Here is an 18,606-nt window from a genome sequence, read left to right on the forward strand (position 1 = left end):
AAATACCGTTGCCCCAGATCACGTTCTATTCGGAGCCGTCGTGGTCGAGGTCATAGCGATCGAGATCATCGACGTCGTCGAAGTCCGATTCTTCTGGCGCGGTGAACTCCTCCGTGGGATGTTCTTCGCCCACCGCGTTCATGTAGTTGAGCCACTGCGGTGCCGCCAGAGTGGATCCCCAAAAGTCCTCGTGCGCGGTGCCGTTGATCGGTACTCCGGCCAGCGATGACAGTTCGGTGTAGCTGCCGACCCAGGATGCGGTGGCCAAGCCGGAGGTGTAGCCAATGAACCAGGTGGAGGACTCATTATTGTTGGTACCGGTCTTGCCCGCCATCGGGAACGAGGCCTCCCCTTCGGCCACACGCTCGGAAGCGATCAGCCCGAGAGTTTCATTGAGTTGGGCCGCGGTGTCGGGGTCGACGGCCTCGGTGCAGTCCTCGGCAGGGACCTCGTAGTTATTTCCTGCGGCGTCGGTGACATCGCTGAGAATCCGAGGGCGGCAGTAGGTGCCGTCGGCGGCGAACGCAGCAAAAGCAGACGCTTGAGTGAGCGGGGAAACCTCTTCCGCACCCAGCACGAAGGACGGGTTGGCAGGGTTCAACGGTTCGCCGTCGTCTGCCCGGTGAATTCCGAGGTCCGTGGTCAACTCGGTGACATCACAGACATCGAGTTCGGCCAGGGTGGCCACGGTGGAGGTGTTGATCGACCAGTAGAGACCGTAGTCGACGGTCATCTCCTTGTTCATATCCTCGATGGCGTTGGAGATGTTCCACCCATCTTCGTCGGGAATCGCCACCTCTCCCCCGGGCTGGCACTGGGCGTCGAAGGTCGCGCCCTGCTCGTACTCATCGCGGGAGGCGTCAACGGTGTCCGTCATGGAGTTCCCGGCGTCGATCCAGGCGGCCGCGACGAACGGCTTGAGGGTGGAGCCTGCCTGGAAACCGTTACCCCCGCCCATGTTCTGGTCCACGTTGAAGTTCAAGGTGGTGGCGCCGGCCTCATCAGCGGTGGAGTAGGTAGTGTTCTGCGCCATGGCCATGATGTTGCCGGTCCCCGGCTGCACGGTCACCAGCGAGGCGCCAGCTCCGGAGGGATCATCGGCGGGTACGGTCCTGGCAACTTCAGCGTCAGCTTCCTGTTGCAACGTGGCATCGAGGGTGGTGGTGATCTCGAGGCCGCCACGGTTCAACAGCGCCTCCCGCTCTTCGACGCTGTCCCCGAAAGCCTCGTCGCCCTGGATGGAACGGACCACGTAGTCGCACACGTACGGTCCGAAAGCGGCCGATTGGCACCCCGAGGAGCGCTGGTGGATATCAAGGTCGAGGTCCTGTGCGGATGCTTCATCACGCTCGGCTTCAGTGATGTAGTCGTTGCGGACCATGGCCTCTAACACCGCGTCCCGGCGTTCCAATGCCCCTTCCGGATTTTCCTCCGGATTGAGGCCGTTCGGGTTCTGGATCAGGCCCGCCAGCAGGGCCGATTGGGCCAGATTCAATTCGGATGCCGGGATCCCCCACAGGTATTGTGAGGCGGCTTCGACGCCGTAGTTGCGGCCGCCCAGCAAGACGATGTTGAGGTATCCGGCCAGGATCTCGTCCTTGCTCATCTCCTCTTCGAGGTCCACGGAGATGCGGGCCTCGTTGAGGCGATCGGCCACCGTGGTGGAGCCGGACATCGCGAGATCTTCTTCGCCGGCCAACTGGTCGGCGTTGAGGATGAGCTGGCTGACGTACTGATGGGTGATGGTGGAGGCACCCTGAGTGGTGTCGCTGGTGAGGTTAGACACCGCAGCGCGTGCGATGCCACGTAGGTCGGTTCCGTTGTGCTCGTAGAAGCGCTCGTCTTCAATCGCGACGACGGCGTGTTGCAGGTCCTCGGCGATCTCGTCGATCTCTACGGGTTGCCGGTTCTCCGCATAGAACGTGGCGATCTCGGTGCCGTCGGAGGCCAGGATGCGTGAAGGCACACCGATAGAGGCCTCCTCGAGTTCAGCCGGGTTCTCCTCCAGAATCTGGTTGCCGCCCTGGGCCATGGTGGCACCGGTGGAAGCCCACGGCAGGAAGAACCCGGCCACCAGCACTCCACACAGGGCACTAATACCGAAAAAGAGCGCGATCTTCCCGTAGATCGGCACGAGGCCGTGCCGTCGCTGGGACGAGGTCATGAGGTACTCCCGACGTCGAGACTTCAGGTGGCCCGTGGTGTGGTGACACAGTGGGGCGCGTTCGGCAGTGGACTGTACCGGGCGCGTCCGAGTACTTCCTGAACACGACCTGAATGTCCCGGTGTGGGTCAGGAATGGGGGCCGACCGGCGCGGGCCGCCGTCCCCCGCGGGCGATCAAGGTCAACAACAGAGACACCACAACGCCAAACAGGATGCACACGACCATCGGCACCGCGGTCTCTTCCCCGCCCAGGCCCACCAGCGGGGTGGCGATACCGCCCAAAATGAACTGCGAGGCACCCATGAGTGCGGCACCTGCACCGCGAGTGGAACGGGCCGTGACGGTAAATGCCAGGGCGGAGGCATTGGACATCACCAGTCCGGCTCCGCCGCTCAGGAGGAAGGCGCAGGCGATGAAGGTGGGGATGCTCAGCGTGTCGATGAATACCAGCAGCGCCATCGCGCTTCCGGCGCTCAGCGCGAGCACATTACCCAGCAGCAGCATGCGCGCCGGACCCGTGCGCGGAGCAACGCGGGCGTTGATGAGGTTGGCCACGATCAGCGCGGCGGCTCCGGCGGCGAAGGACATGCCGTACTGGATCTCGTTCATGCCCAGGATCCGTTGTCCGACGAAGGGCGATGCGGCGACATAAGACATGATGGCCACGAACACCATGGCGAAGGCGCCGACGTGGGCCACATAGAACCGCACACGGACCAGATCCCACATCGGCCGGTACATCGCCCCCAGCCCACCGGTGCGCCGATCGTGGGCGGGCACGGTTTCGGGGACGCCGACAAGAGTAACGAGGAACATCAGGGTTGCGATCACCGCGAGCACCGCCAGCACGCCGCGCCAGCCGAAGAACGTGGCGACCGCACCACCCACCAGGGGTGCGATGAGCGGCGCCACACTGACGACAGTGGAGATGAGGCTCAACGCGCGCACCGCGGTGCCGCCGGAACTCAGATCGACCGCGATGGCTCGGGCCAGCACGATCCCGGCTGCACCGGCGAAGCCCTGCACCACTCGCAGCACCATGAACACTTCGATGTTCGGGGAAAACACCATCAGGATGGAGGTCAGGGCGAACAGCAGCATGGCGGTGAGCAACACCGGCCGGCGCCCCAGCCGGTCCGAGAGCGGCCCGTGGATCAGCTGTCCGCTGGCGATACCGGCCATAAACGCGGTGAGGGTGAGCTGTACCGACGACGCCGGAGCCCCCAGCGAGCTGGCGATATCCGTGAACGACGCCAGGTACATGTCGGTGGCGAAGGGCCCCACAGCAGCGAGGAAGCCCAGCAGGGTCAGTAGTCCCGGTCCCAGGCCCCGCTGACCGGCGTCGTCGGACTTCATCCCGTGATCGGACGTCGGCGTCATGGGGTGAAGCTCTCCTCTCGCCCATCTCATCCGGTGAGATCGGCCCTGCCAAGGTGTCAGCACCCAGGATAGCCTGGGGAGGCACCACTCGCCGCCCGTACTGACACAACTCGACGAAGGAGTCACCTCATGTCCGTGGTCAAGATCAACGTCCTCACCGTTCCGGAAGGACAGGGAGCCGAGTTGGAGCGCCGCTTCGCCGCCCGCCGCAATGACGTCAGCACGGTCACCGGTTTCGTAGGCTTCCAGCTGTTGCGCCCGGTCGAAGGTGAAGACCGCTATTACGTGGTCACCCAGTTCGACACCGAGGAGAACTACCAGGAATGGCTGGCCCACCGCCACAACGCCCAGGGTGAGTCCGGGCCCCGCCCCACCCCGATCTCCACCATGGCCACCACCATGGCGTTTGAAATCGTGGACCTGGAAGCGCTTGCATCCGAGTAAGTCTCCCCGACCCGATACCCTTGAGCTGCCCCGCAGTCACTAGACTGTGGGGCAGCATTGTCACCACCGGCATCCACAGGAGCACCTTGACTATGGCGTATACGCCGCGCATCCGCCCCATCACCATTCACGGTGAGCCCGTACTACACCGCCGTGCCGCGGAGGTGGAGGAGATCGACGAGCACATCCGTGAGCTCGTGGCGGACATGCACCTCACGCAGCAGGCTGCCCGCGGTGTGGGTCTGGCCGCACCGCAAGTGGGTGTGGGACTGCGCATTTTCACTTGGGCTTACGAAGACACGGGCGAGGCGCCGAACCAGGGCGAGGTCATCAACCCGGTGCTCACGCTCTTGGGCAAGGTCTCCCAGGAGTCCCCTGACGCCGACTCCGAATCCGAGGGGTGCTTGTCCGTGCCCGGCTATGGTTTCCCTCTGAAACGCTCGGACCACGTGCGGCTCCAAGGATTCACCGTCGACGGAGAGGAGATCGATTTCGAGGCGCACGGCTGGTTCGCCCGGATCATGCAGCACGAACACGATCATCTCGACGGCTACCTCTACGTCAACCGGCTCAAGGACAAGTGGGCGCGGCGCTGGAAAAAGGCGCTGCGGCGCGAGGGCTGGAATGAGGCGGGGCGGACGTGGATGCCCGGTGTGGACGCGGATCCCTTCGGACACGACGACGTCGACCACGAACACGACGACGTTGATACTGCCAACGCAGAGGAATCGAAATAGCCCACCCTGCCCATTAACTGAACGACCCGGGGTCGGCCACCTTTCTGGTGGCTGGCCCCGGGGTCGTTACCGGTTCAGCTGGGCCATGTCGGCCCATGCCCGTGATTAGGCGCGTGGAAAGTGCGGAACGTCCTCGCCGGCCATCTTCTCGATGACACGGACCACTTGGCAGGAGTAGCCGTACTCGTTGTCGTACCAGACGTACACGATGGCGTGGGTGCCGTTGTTCACGATCGTGGCCAGACCGTCCACCACGCCGGCGCGGTTGGAGCCGACGAAGTCCGAGGAGACGACCTCGGGTGAGTTGATGTAATCGATCTGGGCGCGCAGTTCACCGGTCAGCGACTCGGTGCGCAGCAGCGTGTTCAGATCCTCGGCCGTGGTGGGCTGCTCCAGTTCGAGGTTCAGGATCGCCATCGACACGTTCGGGGTAGGCACGCGGATCGCATTGCCGGAGAGCTTGCCCTTGAGCTCGGGCAGTGCCTTTGCCACGGCTTTGGCAGCACCGGTTTCGGTGAGCACCATGTTCAGACCCGCCGAACGTCCACGGCGCGAACCCTTGTGGAAGTTGTCGGTGAGGTTTTGGTCGTTGGTGTAGGCGTGCACCGTCTCCACGTGGCCGTGATCGATCCCGTAGGCGTCGTTGAGCACCTTCAGCACCGGGGTGATGCCGTTGGTGGTGCACGAAGCCGCCGAGAGAATCGAGTCGGACTCGACAATGTCGCCGTCGTTGACACCGAACACGATGTTCTTGATGTCGCCCTTGCCGGGAGCGGTCAGCAGCACCTTGGAGACACCGGTGGCCTGCAGGTGCTGGCCCAGTCCTTCTTCATCGCGCCAGCGACCGGTGTTGTCCACCACGATGGCGTTGTTGATGCCGTAGGCGGTGTAGTCCACGGTGGTCGGATCAGAGGAGTAGATCACCTGGATGACGGTGCCGTTGGCGGTGATGGTGTTGTTCGCCGCATCCACGGAGAGGGTGCCGTCGAAGGGACCGTGAATGGAATCGCGGCGCAGCAGCGAGGCACGCTTGATCAGGTCGTCGTCGGAGTTCTTGCGCACCACGATGGCGCGCAGGCGCAACGAGGAGCCGCCACCGGCGTGGGAGAGCAGAATGCGGGCGAGCAGACGACCGATGCGACCGAAACCGTAGAGCACGACGTCACGGGTGGAATCCACACCGGCGCCATCGCCGCCGACAACCTCAGTCAGCTCAGTGTTCAGGAACTCGCGCACATCGCCGCCGACAGCTTTAAACTTCTTGTTCAGCAGGGCCAGGTCAATGGAGCTGGCCCCGAGGTTCATCTCAGACAGGGCTTCCACCAGCGGGTAGGTGTCCTCGAGCGGCAGCATCTCCTCGTCAATCTGACGGGCGAATCGGTGTGCCTTGATGATGTCGATCACCGACTGGTGCACCAGCGTGCGCCCGTAGATGGAGGTCACCACGTTATGGTCGCGGTAGAGGGATCCCACCAGGGGGACCATCTTCTCCGCCAGCTCCTCGCGATGGCTCCACGCCTCGAGCTGGCCCTCAGGTGATGCAGTGTTGTCTGCCAAAGGTTTTCCTCCCTGACCGGCGACTCTGCCGATCGGTTCGTCAGCTTGTTCGTCCAGTCTAAACGCCCGGACACGCCGTGACCGCATTCTCTTGAACCGGGACCTGAGCTACCGTGATCCCCAAGGAAACCTTCACGGATCTCACACACGACGACGAGGGATGATTGCCCATGTTGAATAGGTTCGCCGGGACTGGGGGCGCGATCAGCGTCGTCGCTGTCGGCTCCGCACTCGCCTTCGCCCTGGGGTCGCCACTGCTCGGACTGACACTGCTAGCCTTCTCGGTGGCGGGACTGCCGGTGCTGTTGGTCCTGGGGCTGCGCCGTCAGCACACCCAACTGAGTGCAACCCTGTCGGGCGCCAGCTCCGGCGATGCCGCCCGCCTCAGCCTTCCGCCCGGGGGCGAACGTGATGCCACCGCCCAGCTCCGCCTTGTGGTGGCCCAGCTCGCTGCCGAGGAAATCGCTCTGGCCACCGCTCGGGCCCGCCTGGAGGCACGCCTGGATGATCTGGAGAAGCGTCTGCCTTCGGACACCGATGCTTCATGACTTCCTCCGCTGAGCCCCACCCTGGCCTGGACCGCACCGTCGGGCAGCGCCAATCTTTTGGCAAGCACGCCGAACGGCCGGCCCACGCCGCACAGAGCACTCAGAAACTGCTGAACGGAGAGCTGAATCTGCCCCCGCACCCCGTCTGGACGGGCAATCTGCACGATTGGGCTGCGGATCCTTTCGGGGACCGGAACTGGCAATTTCAGTTCCATGCGCTGCGCTGGTTGAACCCGGTGCGCTGGCACGGACTCGACGGCGACGAGGCGGCCCGGGCGTTCTGGTGGGCGACCGTGGAATCGTGGGCCGACGCGAATATTCCCGCCACCCAGGCACCGTCGTCGTTTGCCTGGGTCGACATGGCGGATGGGCTCCGCGCCACGGAGCTCAGCCTGGGCGTGGCCCTGGTCCCCGCGGCACAGGAGGCACGGTACCGTCAGATTCTGCAATATCACCGTGACTGGCTTGCCGATGAACAGCACCTGGTGGGCGGCAACCACGGGCTCTTCCAACATCTGGGACTGCTGCTCACGGCTTCGGTGTTGCGTGATCGCCCCGGACAGGAACTGGCCCGCGACCGGTTAGAGGCGCAGTTGCGGGAAGCGTTCGACACCCAGGGGATCAATGAGGAGGGCTCAGCTGCCTACCATCAGTCCAACCTGGTGTGGTGGACACAGGCGGTGGCCCGACTCCGTGCCGAGGGGCTCGATCTGGGCCCCGATGCCGATCACCGTTTGGAACGCGCCGGGGCCGTACTGGCCCACCTGAGTCTGCCGTTCGGTCAGCTCCCCCAGATCGGGGATTCGGTGCGAGCCAAAGTCCGCACCGGGCTGCATCCGCACACCGATTTCGTGGCGACCCTCGGTAAATCCGGCACCCGGCCGGACCAGCGCGTGCTGCACACAGAACGCGGGCTCACCGTGCTGCGCTCCGGCTGGGGTCGGCGTCGGGCGCTCAACCGGGAGACACATATGGTGGTACGCCACGGTGCCGAGTTGCTGCGGCATTCGCACCAGGACCGGCTCAGCGTCCACTACGCCACCGAGGGATTGCGCTGGCTCGTCGACGGCGGGTTCCACAGCTATCAGCACCATGATCCGGTGCGTGATTTTCTGCGTTCCCGGTCTGCGCACAACGTGCCGATGTTCCCGGACCTGCCTTATCGTTCCCCGGATGAGGTTCCCGTGGTGCGCTGCAGGTTTTCCGACGACGTCGATGAACTGCTCTTGCTCGACGACGGCCACACGGCGGCGATGCTCACGCGTCGCATCGTGTACTGCTCAGGCCCCGACTGCCTGCTGGTGATCGACCACGGGCGCTCGGCCGTGCCCACCGCGCTCATCCAACCTTGGCTGGTGGAGATCGGCGCCACCGTGGAGCAGCACCCAGACCAGAACCGGGTGGTGCTGAGTGGCACGGTGAACGCCCGGCAACCCCGGGTGCATCTGCAGTGGCTACGCCCGGTGAACCTGGACGTGCACCGCGCCGTCGAGGCGGAGAAGACCGAAGCAGGCGACCTGCGCGGCTGGATCGGCACTCGGTGGAAAACCCAGGAACCGTCCACCGTGGTGACCGCGAGCGCCTCCGGCTGGGAAACGACCCTGGCGGTGGCGATCTCCCCGGAACTCGAAGAGCCGCTCGAGATCACCCGTGAGGACACAGAGACCGCGTGCGATCAGGAATTCACGCTGCGGCTGCGGCGCGGGGATCGTAGCTGGATACTCGCCCTAGACGTGACGGGAGCGACGCTGCAGACGCTCACGGGCTGAGGTGGGCGGGATGGAGCGGGCATACGCCGGGTTCTGTCCCGGGGAGCCGTTACCCGCTCCCCGGTGATGGCCATCCATCTAGGCGCGCCGTTGCCGACGCGCTCGAGCGACCAACCCGGATGCTCCGGCGAGCCGCCGTCAAGCACATCCTGTTCGGTCTTGCACCGGATGGGGTTTACCGATCCGATCCAGTCACCTGGACCGCTGGTGGTCTCTTACACCACCCTTTCACCCTCACCCCGTGACGGGGCGGTCTGCTTTCTGTGGCACTGTCCTGCGGGTTACCCCGAGTGGGCGTTACCCACCATCCTGCTCTGTGGTGCCCGGACGTTCCTCGTACCGTCACGATCAACGTGCGGCACGCGGCCATCCGCCGCTCCATCCCGGGAACTAGTCTAACGCCGGCGGCGCATCTTGCTGACGGTACAGTGGAAGCGTGCTGATTCTTCTCCCTCCGTCCGAAGGTAAATCTGCGCCCGCCTCGGGTACTCCGATCGATCTCGACTCCTTGCTGTTGCCGCAGCTCAGCGGAGAACGCCACACCCTGATGGGCACGCTCGAATCGGTATCCGGCACCCCCGGGGCGCTCAAGGTGCTCGGGGTGGGCGCCTCGCTCGCCGCTGAGGTAGAGGCAAATCTTCACCTCACCACGAATCCAGCAGCCCCTGCTCACCAGGTGTATACCGGTGTCCTCTACGACGCCCTGGATTATGCCAGCCTCTCCAGCACCGCCAAGCGCCGGGCCCGGTCCTCCGTGGTCATCTTCTCTGCGCTCTTCGGTGCCACCGGAGTGGCCGACCGGATTCCCGCCTATCGGCTCTCGACGTCGGCGAAACTCCCGGCTATTGGAGGTTTGGGCGCCTGGTGGCGGCCGCGGCTGACCCCGGGGTTGAATCTGTTAGCGTCCCGGTCCGGAGTGATCGTGGACTGCCGGTCCGGCGGCTATGCGGCCCAGTGGAAGGCTCCGGCACCGAAGACCCTGGCTGTCGATGTGTTCCAGATGCGCGACGGCGAGATGAAGGTCGTCTCGCACTGGGCCAAGCACACTCGGGGTCGGGTGGCCCGCGCCCTGCTCCACGCCGATGCGCGCCGGGTGCGCACTCCCAACGCCGTCGTGGAATATCTGAACTGGGTAGGTAGCGCCGAGAACCCCGACGCCGAAGACCGCTGGAGCATCAACCATGTGCCCAGCCAGGGGTCCCGCCCGGGCGTGTTGCGGGTGGTTCTGCCCGAAGAGGCCTAGTCGGCGACGAGTTCGACCTCGAAACCGTCGGGTGACTCCAGGTAAGCGGCGTAGTGACGGCGTCCCCCGGCGTAGGGGTGACGATCCGGGAACATCAGGGTGAAGCCCCGCTGCACGGCATCCTCGGTCAGCGCGTCGACCGCTTCGCGGGGTCCGGCGTAGAAGGCAAGATGATTCATCCCTGGCCGGCGCCGCTCGTGTGCCACCTCCGTGACGTCGGAGCCATGCTCGAGCACGATGTACTCCCCGGCCCCCTGGTAGCTGGTGCCCTCGGACCATTCGCCACTGATCTCATAGCCCAGTTCGGTCAACAGCCAGCCCAGGGTGTCGCGGGCCCGGGCCAGGTCTGGCACCCAGATCTCCACGTGATGCAGTCGTCCGAGTCGGCGCGGTGGTGCTGCGGGCGCGCTGGCCGTGGTGTCCGGCGTGTTCGGCGACGACGCCACGCTGAGTGCTGAATCTGCTTCCACCCATGCGGTGCCCGCTGCCCCGGCGTCCATGGCCTCGTTGGAGAGCAGGTCGGCGTCTTTATTCTTCTCCCGAGGGATCCAATCATAGCTGACCTGATGGGCGGGCAGAACCGCGTGAGCTTCCATCGCCAACCGCTTCATATCGGCGTTCTTGATCTTCCAGCGCCCCGTCATCTGCTCGACCACCAGCTTCGAGTCCAGCCGTGCCCGGACCATGGCGTTCGGATTAAGGTCACGCGCCATGGTCAGCCCGGCAATCAGCCCCGAATATTCGGCGACGTTGTTGGAGGCTATGCCCAAAGGAGCAGCATCGATGGCCAGCAACTCGCCCGAGTTCGGATCGCGAACCAGGGCTCCGTAGCCGGCCACCCCGGGGTTACCGCGGGAGCCGCCGTCGGCTTCTACGATCAGGTGCGTCGGTGCCGTGGCGGCATCGGTAGGAGGGTTCATCGGGCGGTAGCCTGGCCTTTCACATCGGTGTCGTCGTTCAGGGGCGGATCAGCAGCGCGTCGGTTTCGGGGCACCGGGCCACTTCAGTGGGTTCCAGCGCCTGAATGGCTTCGAGCTCAACCGGTGACAGTGCCATACCGGAGGCACCCGAAATGTTGCCTTCCAGTCGTGCAGCACCGATCCCACCGTTACGCTCACGCGCCCGTTCATAGGCAGCTATCAAAGTTTCAGGCAGCAAGGCGGCTAGTTCTGCGCGCTGGGCGAGCAGTGCCTTGCCGCGGCCAGCAACCTCCTGCAGTTCTGCTTGGACGTGTTGCTCCCGCGCATTCACCTGGTCGCGGACGGCGGCGAGGCGGGTGCTGGCCTCAGCCAGCGCGTCCTCGGCTGTTTCGGCGTTCTCCATCGCAGCAAGTTGTTGCTCCTCGTGGTCCTGCAATAGCGACTCGAGGGTTTCCAGTTCATGTCCCATGTTCTGCAGTTCCTTGGCGCCACCCTGTCCGGCGTCGAGGCGCGAGCGGGTCTGGTCGCGTCGGGCCTGGGTGCGTTCGACGCGTTCTTCGGCAGTGGCCAGCTCCGTTCGTGCGGTGTCTGCGGCACCGGAGAGTTCGGTTTCTTCGGCCGCGATCGCATTCGCCTGGGTATTGAGCTCCCGTAATTGCTCGTCCGAGCGCAGGCGCCCCATCTGAGTCCGGGCAGCGTCGGTGTCGGAATCGAGGCGCTGCAGTTCCAGCAGCCGCTGTTGTTCCTCGAGGGTTGCGGTCAATGCCATGGTCTGGTCCTCTCGTCTGCGGGAAATCCGACAATGTCGGCACGATACTGCGTCCGTACTGCGGTCGTACTGTCAGCGTTGTCAGAGCCCATAGCGTCCTTAGCGTCCGGGGGTCAAGATGAAGTCCCACGGGTCGGTGTTCACCGAGGACACCGCGCACTCGACGTCGTACCCGCGATCTGCCAACGCCCGCTGGGTGGCCTCGGCGGCCTCGGGAAGCCATAACCATTCGGAGGCGAAATGGGAGACGTCGATCAGATACGGCCGGTCCCCGGTCAGCCCCGCAGCCTCGCGCGCTTCGGAGGCCGGATGGTGTCGTAGGTCCGCGGTGACATACACGTCTGCCTGGGCCGCGCGGACGGCGTCGAAGAGTGAGTCCCCTGCCCCGCCACACACGGCCACGGTCGACACCAGACCGGTCGGGTCTCCGGCAACGCGGACTCCGCCGGCCACTGAGGGCATCGCAGAGAACACCGCGGTGGCGAATTCCTGTAGCGTCTGGGCCGCGGGAAGTTCTCCCACGCGCCCGATGCCTTCTTCGTCTAGGCCGGCGCCAGCTTGTTGCAACGGTCGAATATCGCGTAAGTCCAGAATCCGGGCAATCACGTCCGACACCCCACCCACCGCAGAGTCGGCGTTGGTGTGGGCGGTCACCAGGGCGCACCCAGATTCGATCAGCGTGTGAATCAACCGCCCTTTGAATCCGGTGGCTGCCACCGAGTTGACGGGCTTGAGCAGCAGTGGGTGGTGGGTGATCAACAGATCAGCTGCGTGATGCACCGCCTCATCGGCCACCGCTTGCACCGGGTCGACCGCCCAGTGGATGCGCCTGATCCGGGCGTCCGGGCGCCCTGCCACCAGCCCAGTCGCGTCCCAGTCTTCACTCAGCGCGGCAGGCCAGAGTTCTTCGAGCACCTCCAGCACCTCAGACAGTCGCGGGGCGCGGGCGTCGTCGGGGCGGTGGATGGTACGCGACGATGATTCGACACTCATAGCTCCCATTCTTGCACTTCCCCGCAGCCACATGCGGTGATCTCAACAGGCCCGTTCAGGAATGTTCTGGGCCGGTCCCGACTTGTACAGGGTGTGAACGTGCTGAATCCACACAGTCCCGAGAAAACCACCGTCGAGTTCGATCTTGCCGGTGGATGTTTCTGGTGTCAGGATGCCATCTACCGCACCGTGCGCGGCGTGAGCTTCGTCGAGTCCGGCTATACCGGCGGCTCCTGGCCGAATCCGAACTACGAAGCCGTGTGTACCGGGCAGACAGGACACGCCGAGGCGGTGCGGGTACGTTTCGACCCGGACATCGTTCCCGCGGAGGTTATTCTCGACATCTTCTTCGCCTCCCACGATCCGACCACCCTGAATCGGCAGGGCTACGACGTCGGCACCCAGTACCGGTCGGCCATGTTCCCGCATGATGACGCACAGGCCCAGCTCTTCCATGACGCCATCGAGCGCGCCCAGCAACTCTGGAATGACCCCATCGTCACCACGATCGAACAACCCGATATCTGGTACCCGGCCGAGGACATCCACCAGGACTTTTACCGGAAACGTCCCGACGTCGGCTATTGCCAGGTCATCATCAATCCGAAACTCGCCCGAGTGCGGCAACATTACTCAGCGTGGCTGGAAACATGACGTTTTCGCACACCACCGCCTAAATTGGAATCCTGGAAGCTTTGTGCCCCAACCCTCTTTTGAAAGGACCTCATTCATGGCCTCTCTGCTCAACAACATCACCGAAGCGGTCGGCAACACCCCGCTCGTCCGCCTGAACCGCGTGGGCCAGGATCTGCCCGGCAACATCGCGGTCAAGGTGGAGTTCTACAACCCGGCCAACTCGGTGAAGGACCGCATTGGTGTGGCGATCGTCGACGCCGCCGAGAAGTCTGGTCAGCTCAAGCCCGGCGGCACCATCGTGGAGGGCACCTCCGGTAACACCGGTATCGCCCTGGCCATGGTGGGCGCGGCCCGCGGCTATCGCGTGGTGTTGACCATGCCCGAGACTATGTCGAATGAGCGCCGGGTCATGCTGCGCGCCTATGGTGCCGAGATTGTCCTGACCCCGGGTGCCGATGGCATGCGTGGCGCCGTCGAGAAGGCGCAGCAGATCGTGGCCGAGTCCGACAACGCGATCTGGGCTCAGCAATTCGCCAACGAGGCCAACGTCGCCGCCCACTACGACACCACCGGCCCCGAAATCTGGGACGCCACCGATGGCGCCGTGGACATTCTCGTGTCCGGCATCGGCACCGGAGGCACCATCACTGGCGCCGGCCGCTACCTGAAAGAGCAGAAGCCCGAGGTCACCGCGGTGGCCGTGGAGCCTGCTGACTCCCCCATCCTCTCCGGTGGCAACCCAGGCCCTCACAAGATCCAGGGCATCGGCGCCAACTTCGTGCCCGAGGTCCTCGACACCGAGGTCTACTCCGAGGTGTACGCCGCAACCCTCGATGAGTCCGTGGCCGCGGCCCGCGATCTGGGCGTGAAGGAAGGCATCCTCGGCGGCATCTCCACCGGTGCGATCATCGCCGCCGCTTTGGACCAGGCCAGCCGCGAGGAAAACCGCGACAAGCTGATCGTCGCCATCGTCCCCGACTTCGGTGAGCGCTATATCTCCACCGTGCTGTACGAAGACATCCGCGGCTGACCGCGGTTCCACACCTGGAATACTGATAACGTGCCCGCTGTTGCACCACAACAGCGGGCACGTTCGCGTACCACCTCAACGGACGCGCTCACATCACCTCATCTGCAGGCAGGCGAAAGGCAAGCATGGGCATCTTCTCGCGCATGAAGGAAGACATCTCAGCGGTGCGCGGGCACGATCCGGCCGCACGCGGCAATTTGGAAGTAGCGCTCGTCTACTCCGGTCTGCACGCGGTGTGGATGCACCGGGTGTCCCATCGCCTCTGGCAAAACGAGAAACTGCGCACTCCGGCGCGGGTGCTCTCCCAGATTTCCCGGTCGTTGACCGGCATTGAGATTCATCCCGGCGCCACGATTGGCCGCCGGTTCGTGATCGACCATGGCATGGGCGTGGTCATCGGTGAAACCGCCGAGATCGGCGATGACGTGATGATCTACCACGGAGTCACCCTGGGCGGTCAGTCCCTGGAGAAGGTCAAGCGCCACCCCACCCTGCGCGACGGCGTGGTGGTGGGTGCCGGGGCGAAGATCCTCGGCCCCGTCGACATCGGCGCTGGCACCGCGGTGGGCGCCAACGCCGTCGTCGTCAAGGACACCCCGTCTGACTCGATCGCCACCGGTGTGCCGGCGACCTTCAGGGCCCGGCGGGGCACGGAGGAAAAGAAGCCTGCCGTTGACCCTGCCGAGTACGTTGACCCGGCGATGTGGATCTAAGGAGATCTGCGCGGGTTTGACCCGGTCTGAGGCTTAGGCCTCGACTTCGGTACGGTCCCCCGACCACAGCGTGTGGAAGGTGCCTTCGCGGTCAACGCGGCGATAAGTGTGGGCGCCGAAGTAGTCACGTAGCCCCTGGGTGAGTGCAGCGGGCAGGCGCTCCTGTCGCAGCCCGTCGTAGTAGCTCAGAGCCGATGAGAACACCGGAATCGGCACGCCCGCGGCCGAAGCTACGCTCACCACACGTCGCAATGCAGGAACGGCTGCACCGATTGCCTCAGCGAAGAACGGCGCGAACAGCAGGTTCGCGGGCTGATCGGCAGACGTGGTGCCGGGTTCCGGGTGGCGGGTGGTGTCACGCCCACCGAAGGCACGCATAATGTCATCCAGCAGGTCCGCCCGAATGATGCAGCCATCACGCCACACCGAAGCGATCGTGCCAATGTCCAACGGCCAGCCGTATTCGGACGCCGCGGCACGCAGCATGTCCAGGCCCTGAGCGTAGGACACCAGCTTCGAGGCATACAGGGCCAGTCGGACGTCTTCTACGAAAGCCCCGACGTCAGCAATCTGGACGTTTTCGGTGCCGGACACCAGCGCAGAGGAAGCCGCATCACGGACCGCGCGCTGCGAGCTCAGCGAACGAGCGAACACCGATTCCGCAATCGCACCGATGGGTGAGCCCACATCCAGCCCGGAAATAGCCGTCCAACGGCCTGTGCCCTTCTGGCCCGCCTCGTCAACGATCACATCCACGAGCGGCTGACCGGTGGCGGCATCAACCTGTTCCAGTACCTCGGCGGTGATCTCGATCAGGTAGCTGGCCAGTTCGGTCTCGTTCCAGGCGCGGAACACCCCGGCCTGTTCTCGTGGCTCCAGGCCACCGACCTGGCGCAACAGGTCGTAGGCCTCGCCGATGACCTGCATGTCGGCGTATTCGATGCCGTTGTGCACCATCTTGACGTAGTGGCCAGCACCGTCGGGGCCGATCCAGGCGCAACAGGGCTCACCCTCAAAATCAGCGGAGATGGATTCCAGCAGCGGGCCAAGTGCCACATAGGATTCCCGCGAACCGCCGGGCATGATGGCCGGACCGTTCAGGGCGCCCTCCTCGCCGCCAGACACGCCGACGCCCACGAAATGCAATCCCTTTTCAGCCAGGGCGGCCTCACGACGGCGCGTGTCCTCGTAGTGAGAGTTACCGGCGTCGATAATGATGTCCCCGTCGTCGAGGAGATCGACCAGCTGATCAATGACGGCGTCCACGGGGGCACCGGCCTTGACCATGATGAGCACGCGGCGCGGGGCCTTGAGGCTATCGACCAGTTCCTTCAGCGACTCGGTGGCAACGAACTCGCCGTCATCACCGTGGGCACTCATAAGATCATGAGTTTTCTGCGCGGTGCGATTATGGAGAGCGACGGTGTATCCGTTGCGTGCGAAGTTCCGGGCGAGATTCGCGCCCATCACGGCGAGTCCGGTCACACCGATGTCTGCTTGAGCACCGCTCATGTTCACTCCTTCGATGAAGACGATCGTCTTCTCTGGGTATCGTTCTGCTGCACTCCAGATTACGCACCCGCGCCCGGTTTGGCACGCCGCCCCACGGTGCGAGGGCACACCTCACACCATCGCGAATCAGTCGCCGACGGCCTCGCGACCGCGCCGCACAATCAACGGATCCGGAGTACCCACGACGTCGTGGTCCTTGCCCTCGTAATCGTACTGGCTCAGGAAGTAGCGCATCGCGTTGAGCCGGGCACGCTTCTTGTCATTGGACTTGATGGTGATCCAGGGCGCGTGGTCCGTGTCCGTGTGCAAGAACATCGCCTCTTTAGCGTCCGTGTAGTCTTCCCAGCGGTCCAGGGACTCGAGGTCCATGGGAGACAGCTTCCACTGGCGCACCGGATCCAGCTGACGGATAGCGAAGCGGGTGCGCTGCTCCGTCTGGGTGACCGAGAACCAGAATTTAGTGAGGTGGATACCATCGTCGACCAACATCTTCTCGAAGAGCGGGGTCTGCTCCATGAATGAGTGGTACTGATCGTCGGTGCAGAATCCCATCACGCGCTCCACGCCGGCACGGTTGTACCAGGAACGGTCGAAGAGCACGATCTCGCCCTCGGTGGGGAAATGATCAATATAGCGCTGGTAATACCATTCACCGCGCTCGCGTTCATTGGGTTTATTGAGTGCCACGGTGCGGGCGGTGCGCGGGTTGAGGTGCTCAGTGAACCGCTTGATAGTGCCGCCCTTACCGGCAGCGTCGCGGCCCTCGAAAACTAGGATCAGCCGTTGGCCGGTGTCCTCGCCCCAGTATTGCAGCTTGAGCAGCTCGATCTGGAGCTTGTACTTTTCCAGCTCGTACTCTTCCCGTGTCAGGCGCGTCTCGTAGGGGTAATCCTCTTGCCAAGTCTCGACCGCTTTGCCCTGAGGATCGATCAGATCCGGGTCCGGGGTGTGACCATCGGCAATGGTGTATCCGCCTTCGCGCATCTTGTCGATGAACTCGCGAAGATTTTCGCGCGGGGAATCCGGACTCAGCAGCTTCATGGGTCTCCTTCACGACAAGCGGGTGCCTCGATGACACCACCCACTATTGTCTCCCACAAATAGACAGTGGGGACAGCATGCGTCAACGCTTCGGTGGACAACGGGGAGACAGCTGGTGAACGATCCCCGCGCTATTTAGCCGTCACCCTCCGTGACGAGCCGCGCCAACAGCGCGATCACCCGGTGGTGATCATCTTCATTCAGAGGCGTGAGCAGCTCACGCTGCAGCACCTCCACCGCGGGAGTCAGCTCCCCGAGCAGTGCGCGCCCCTCATCGCTCAGCCCGATCATCCTTTCCCGCTTATCGCGGCCTTCCTGGCGTTCCACCAGGCCGCGACGCGCCAGGCGTTGAATCACCGACGACGCGGTCGAGCGATCCACCCCGGCACGTACTGCCAAATCTGACTGCTTGGTCGGCTCCCCTGTTTCCAGACTGGTCAAGACGGCGAACTGCACCGAGGTGGTGTCAGTCGAGACGAGCTGACCCCACAGCCGTGAATGCCGTTGCTGGGCTAGGCGAAATACTTGCCCAGGCCGCCCCGGCGCCTCGGCCGCATCTTGAGTGTCACCGAGCGCGAACCAGCGGGGCATCGCCCAATCCAGATCCGCCGACGCGAGTGGTGAACACAAGCGTTCCTGCACCTGACGGACGGCAGGCTGAACGACCCGCACGACCACCGCAGCAGGCGGGCGGGGCTCAATCACCCGTCGCCGGGAATCCAGCGGATGCGGCACCCGTTGCAACCAGCCCTGCGCCTCAAGTCGGCGCATCATTTCGGCGCCGGTGGAGACGTCTAGTCCGGCACGGCCGGCCACGCTGCCCTGATCCCTAATACCCCAGTCGTCTGCCCAGTGGACCACAGCCTCCAGCACTGCGAACTGTGAGGAGGTCAGGTCCGGGTCCACGAGCTCAGCCCAGAGTTCCGCGTGACGCTGCTGCGCCCGGCGCAACAGGTGCCCTACCGCACGACTCAGATCCATCGGCTCCGCCTTCCCCACTCTTTCCTTGCACTTGCCCACACTTCGCGCCGGCCGTGGCGAGATTCTCACCCCCACTGGACGCAGTTGCACCTGAAAGAACAACGTATACCAATGAACCCCATATAACCGACACCTGGCGTGACAATGGAGGAATTAAAACGACTCGC

The 18,606-nt window shown here is 64.3% G+C and carries 17 protein-coding genes and 1 other RNA gene; 8 read left to right on the forward strand and 10 right to left on the reverse strand.

The window, feature by feature from the left end; all coding sequences use genetic code 11:
- Positions 1-25: 25 nt before the first annotated feature.
- A complete protein-coding gene (locus O1A05_RS11875) occupies positions 26-2,164 on the reverse strand; it encodes a transglycosylase domain-containing protein (RefSeq protein ID WP_270105413.1) in 2,139 nt (712 codons plus the stop codon).
- Between the two features lie 128 nt (positions 2,165-2,292).
- Positions 2,293-3,546, reverse strand: a complete 1,254-nt coding sequence (locus O1A05_RS11880; protein WP_270105414.1) for a multidrug effflux MFS transporter — start codon at positions 3,544-3,546, stop codon at positions 2,293-2,295.
- A 129-nt stretch (positions 3,547-3,675) separates the two neighbouring features.
- Between O1A05_RS11880 and O1A05_RS11885 the strand changes: the two genes are divergently transcribed.
- The gene (locus O1A05_RS11885) at positions 3,676-3,990 is read left to right on the forward strand and encodes an antibiotic biosynthesis monooxygenase family protein (protein ID WP_270105415.1); all 315 of its coding nucleotides are present in this window, start codon (positions 3,676-3,678) and stop codon (positions 3,988-3,990) included.
- Between the two features lie 92 nt (positions 3,991-4,082).
- Positions 4,083-4,727: a peptide deformylase gene (def, locus tag O1A05_RS11890; protein ID WP_270105416.1), complete on the forward strand. Its 645-nt coding sequence runs from the start codon at positions 4,083-4,085 to the stop codon at positions 4,725-4,727.
- Positions 4,728-4,832: 105 nt separating this feature from the next.
- On the opposite strand, the gene O1A05_RS11895 is transcribed toward def, so the two are convergent.
- Positions 4,833-6,212, reverse strand: coding sequence for a glyceraldehyde-3-phosphate dehydrogenase (locus O1A05_RS11895; protein WP_270107585.1), 1,380 nt, complete (start codon positions 6,210-6,212; stop codon positions 4,833-4,835).
- Positions 6,213-6,454: 242 nt separating this feature from the next.
- Here O1A05_RS11895 and O1A05_RS11900 point away from each other — a divergent pair, with 242 nt between their 5' ends.
- A complete protein-coding gene (locus O1A05_RS11900) occupies positions 6,455-6,832 on the forward strand; it encodes a hypothetical protein (RefSeq protein WP_270105417.1) in 378 nt (125 codons plus the stop codon).
- Positions 6,829-8,601 (forward strand): heparinase II/III domain-containing protein, encoded by a 1,773-nt coding sequence (locus tag O1A05_RS11905; RefSeq protein ID WP_270105418.1) that lies wholly within the window; start codon positions 6,829-6,831, stop codon positions 8,599-8,601. The genes O1A05_RS11900 and O1A05_RS11905 overlap by 4 nt, the downstream gene beginning before the upstream one ends.
- 6 nt (positions 8,602-8,607) lie before the next feature.
- On the opposite strand, the gene rnpB is transcribed toward O1A05_RS11905, so the two are convergent.
- Positions 8,608-8,983: RNase P RNA component class A (rnpB, locus tag O1A05_RS11910), an RNA gene on the reverse strand.
- Between the two features lie 54 nt (positions 8,984-9,037).
- Here rnpB and O1A05_RS11915 point away from each other — a divergent pair.
- On the forward strand, positions 9,038-9,844 hold the full coding sequence (locus O1A05_RS11915) for a YaaA family protein (RefSeq protein WP_270105419.1): 807 nt from the start codon (positions 9,038-9,040) through the stop codon (positions 9,842-9,844).
- Here the strand turns inward: O1A05_RS11915 and O1A05_RS11920 are convergent.
- From O1A05_RS11920 to O1A05_RS11930, 3 genes are all read right to left on the reverse strand, one after another.
- A complete protein-coding gene (locus O1A05_RS11920) occupies positions 9,841-10,764 on the reverse strand; it encodes a reverse transcriptase-like protein (RefSeq protein ID WP_270105420.1) in 924 nt (307 codons plus the stop codon). The genes O1A05_RS11915 and O1A05_RS11920 overlap by 4 nt on opposite strands.
- Positions 10,765-10,801: 37 nt before the next feature.
- Positions 10,802-11,533 carry a zinc ribbon domain-containing protein gene (locus O1A05_RS11925; RefSeq protein ID WP_270105421.1) on the reverse strand — a complete coding sequence of 244 codons (732 nt, stop codon included), beginning with the start codon at positions 11,531-11,533 and terminating at the stop codon, positions 10,802-10,804.
- 99 nt (positions 11,534-11,632) lie between these two features.
- Entirely contained in the window at positions 11,633-12,526 is an 894-nt protein-coding gene (locus O1A05_RS11930; protein WP_270105422.1) for a Nif3-like dinuclear metal center hexameric protein, read from the reverse strand.
- 93 nt (positions 12,527-12,619) lie between these two features.
- On the opposite strand from O1A05_RS11930, the gene msrA reads away from it, so the two are divergent.
- The 3 genes from msrA (at position 12,620) to epsC (ending at position 14,905) form a co-directional block, all read left to right on the forward strand.
- Positions 12,620-13,180 (forward strand): peptide-methionine (S)-S-oxide reductase MsrA, encoded by a 561-nt coding sequence (msrA, locus tag O1A05_RS11935; protein WP_442867634.1) that lies wholly within the window; start codon positions 12,620-12,622, stop codon positions 13,178-13,180.
- 76 nt (positions 13,181-13,256) lie between these two features.
- Positions 13,257-14,192, forward strand: a complete 936-nt coding sequence (cysK, locus tag O1A05_RS11940; RefSeq protein WP_270105424.1) for a cysteine synthase A — start codon at positions 13,257-13,259, stop codon at positions 14,190-14,192.
- A 125-nt stretch (positions 14,193-14,317) separates the two neighbouring features.
- Entirely contained in the window at positions 14,318-14,905 is a 588-nt protein-coding gene (epsC, locus tag O1A05_RS11945; protein WP_270105425.1) for a serine O-acetyltransferase EpsC, read from the forward strand.
- A 33-nt stretch (positions 14,906-14,938) separates the two neighbouring features.
- Here the strand turns inward: epsC and gndA are convergent, their stop codons facing one another.
- From gndA to O1A05_RS11960, 3 genes are all read right to left on the reverse strand, one after another.
- Positions 14,939-16,417 carry an NADP-dependent phosphogluconate dehydrogenase gene (gene gndA / locus O1A05_RS11950; protein WP_270105426.1) on the reverse strand — a complete coding sequence of 493 codons (1,479 nt, stop codon included), beginning with the start codon at positions 16,415-16,417 and terminating at the stop codon, positions 14,939-14,941.
- A gap of 126 nt (positions 16,418-16,543) precedes the next feature.
- Positions 16,544-17,458, reverse strand: coding sequence for a polyphosphate kinase 2 (gene ppk2 / locus O1A05_RS11955; protein ID WP_270105427.1), 915 nt, complete (start codon positions 17,456-17,458; stop codon positions 16,544-16,546).
- A 135-nt stretch (positions 17,459-17,593) separates the two neighbouring features.
- Positions 17,594-18,439, reverse strand: coding sequence for a MarR family winged helix-turn-helix transcriptional regulator (locus O1A05_RS11960; RefSeq protein WP_270105428.1), 846 nt, complete (start codon positions 18,437-18,439; stop codon positions 17,594-17,596).
- Positions 18,440-18,606 lie beyond the last annotated feature (167 nt).

The sequence above is a fragment of the Citricoccus sp. NR2 genome (genome assembly GCF_027594385.1).
Classification (GTDB): domain Bacteria; phylum Actinomycetota; class Actinomycetes; order Actinomycetales; family Micrococcaceae; genus CmP2.

Bases quoted from the DNA above. Each gene is read 5' to 3' on its own strand.
- O1A05_RS11875 (WP_270105413.1), bottom strand. From the start codon at position 2,164: ATGACCTCGTCCCAGCGACGGCACGGCCTCGTGCCGATCTACGGGAAG.
- O1A05_RS11880 (WP_270105414.1), bottom strand. From the start codon at position 3,546: ATGACGCCGACGTCCGATCACGGGATGAAGTCCGACGACGCCGGTCAG.
- O1A05_RS11885 (WP_270105415.1), top strand. From the start codon at position 3,676: ATGTCCGTGGTCAAGATCAACGTCCTCACCGTTCCGGAAGGACAGGGA.
- def (WP_270105416.1), top strand. From the start codon at position 4,083: ATGGCGTATACGCCGCGCATCCGCCCCATCACCATTCACGGTGAGCCC.
- O1A05_RS11895 (WP_270107585.1), bottom strand. From the start codon at position 6,212: ATGGTCCCCCTGGTGGGATCCCTCTACCGCGACCATAACGTGGTGACC.
- O1A05_RS11900 (WP_270105417.1), top strand. From the start codon at position 6,455: ATGTTGAATAGGTTCGCCGGGACTGGGGGCGCGATCAGCGTCGTCGCT.
- O1A05_RS11905 (WP_270105418.1), top strand. From the start codon at position 6,829: ATGACTTCCTCCGCTGAGCCCCACCCTGGCCTGGACCGCACCGTCGGG.
- O1A05_RS11920 (WP_270105420.1), bottom strand. From the start codon at position 10,764: ATGAACCCTCCTACCGATGCCGCCACGGCACCGACGCACCTGATCGTA.
- O1A05_RS11925 (WP_270105421.1), bottom strand. From the start codon at position 11,533: ATGGCATTGACCGCAACCCTCGAGGAACAACAGCGGCTGCTGGAACTG.
- O1A05_RS11930 (WP_270105422.1), bottom strand. From the start codon at position 12,526: ATGAGTGTCGAATCATCGTCGCGTACCATCCACCGCCCCGACGACGCC.
- cysK (WP_270105424.1), top strand. From the start codon at position 13,257: ATGGCCTCTCTGCTCAACAACATCACCGAAGCGGTCGGCAACACCCCG.
- epsC (WP_270105425.1), top strand. From the start codon at position 14,318: ATGGGCATCTTCTCGCGCATGAAGGAAGACATCTCAGCGGTGCGCGGG.
- gndA (WP_270105426.1), bottom strand. From the start codon at position 16,417: ATGAGCGGTGCTCAAGCAGACATCGGTGTGACCGGACTCGCCGTGATG.
- ppk2 (WP_270105427.1), bottom strand. From the start codon at position 17,458: ATGAAGCTGCTGAGTCCGGATTCCCCGCGCGAAAATCTTCGCGAGTTC.
- O1A05_RS11960 (WP_270105428.1), bottom strand. From the start codon at position 18,439: ATGGATCTGAGTCGTGCGGTAGGGCACCTGTTGCGCCGGGCGCAGCAG.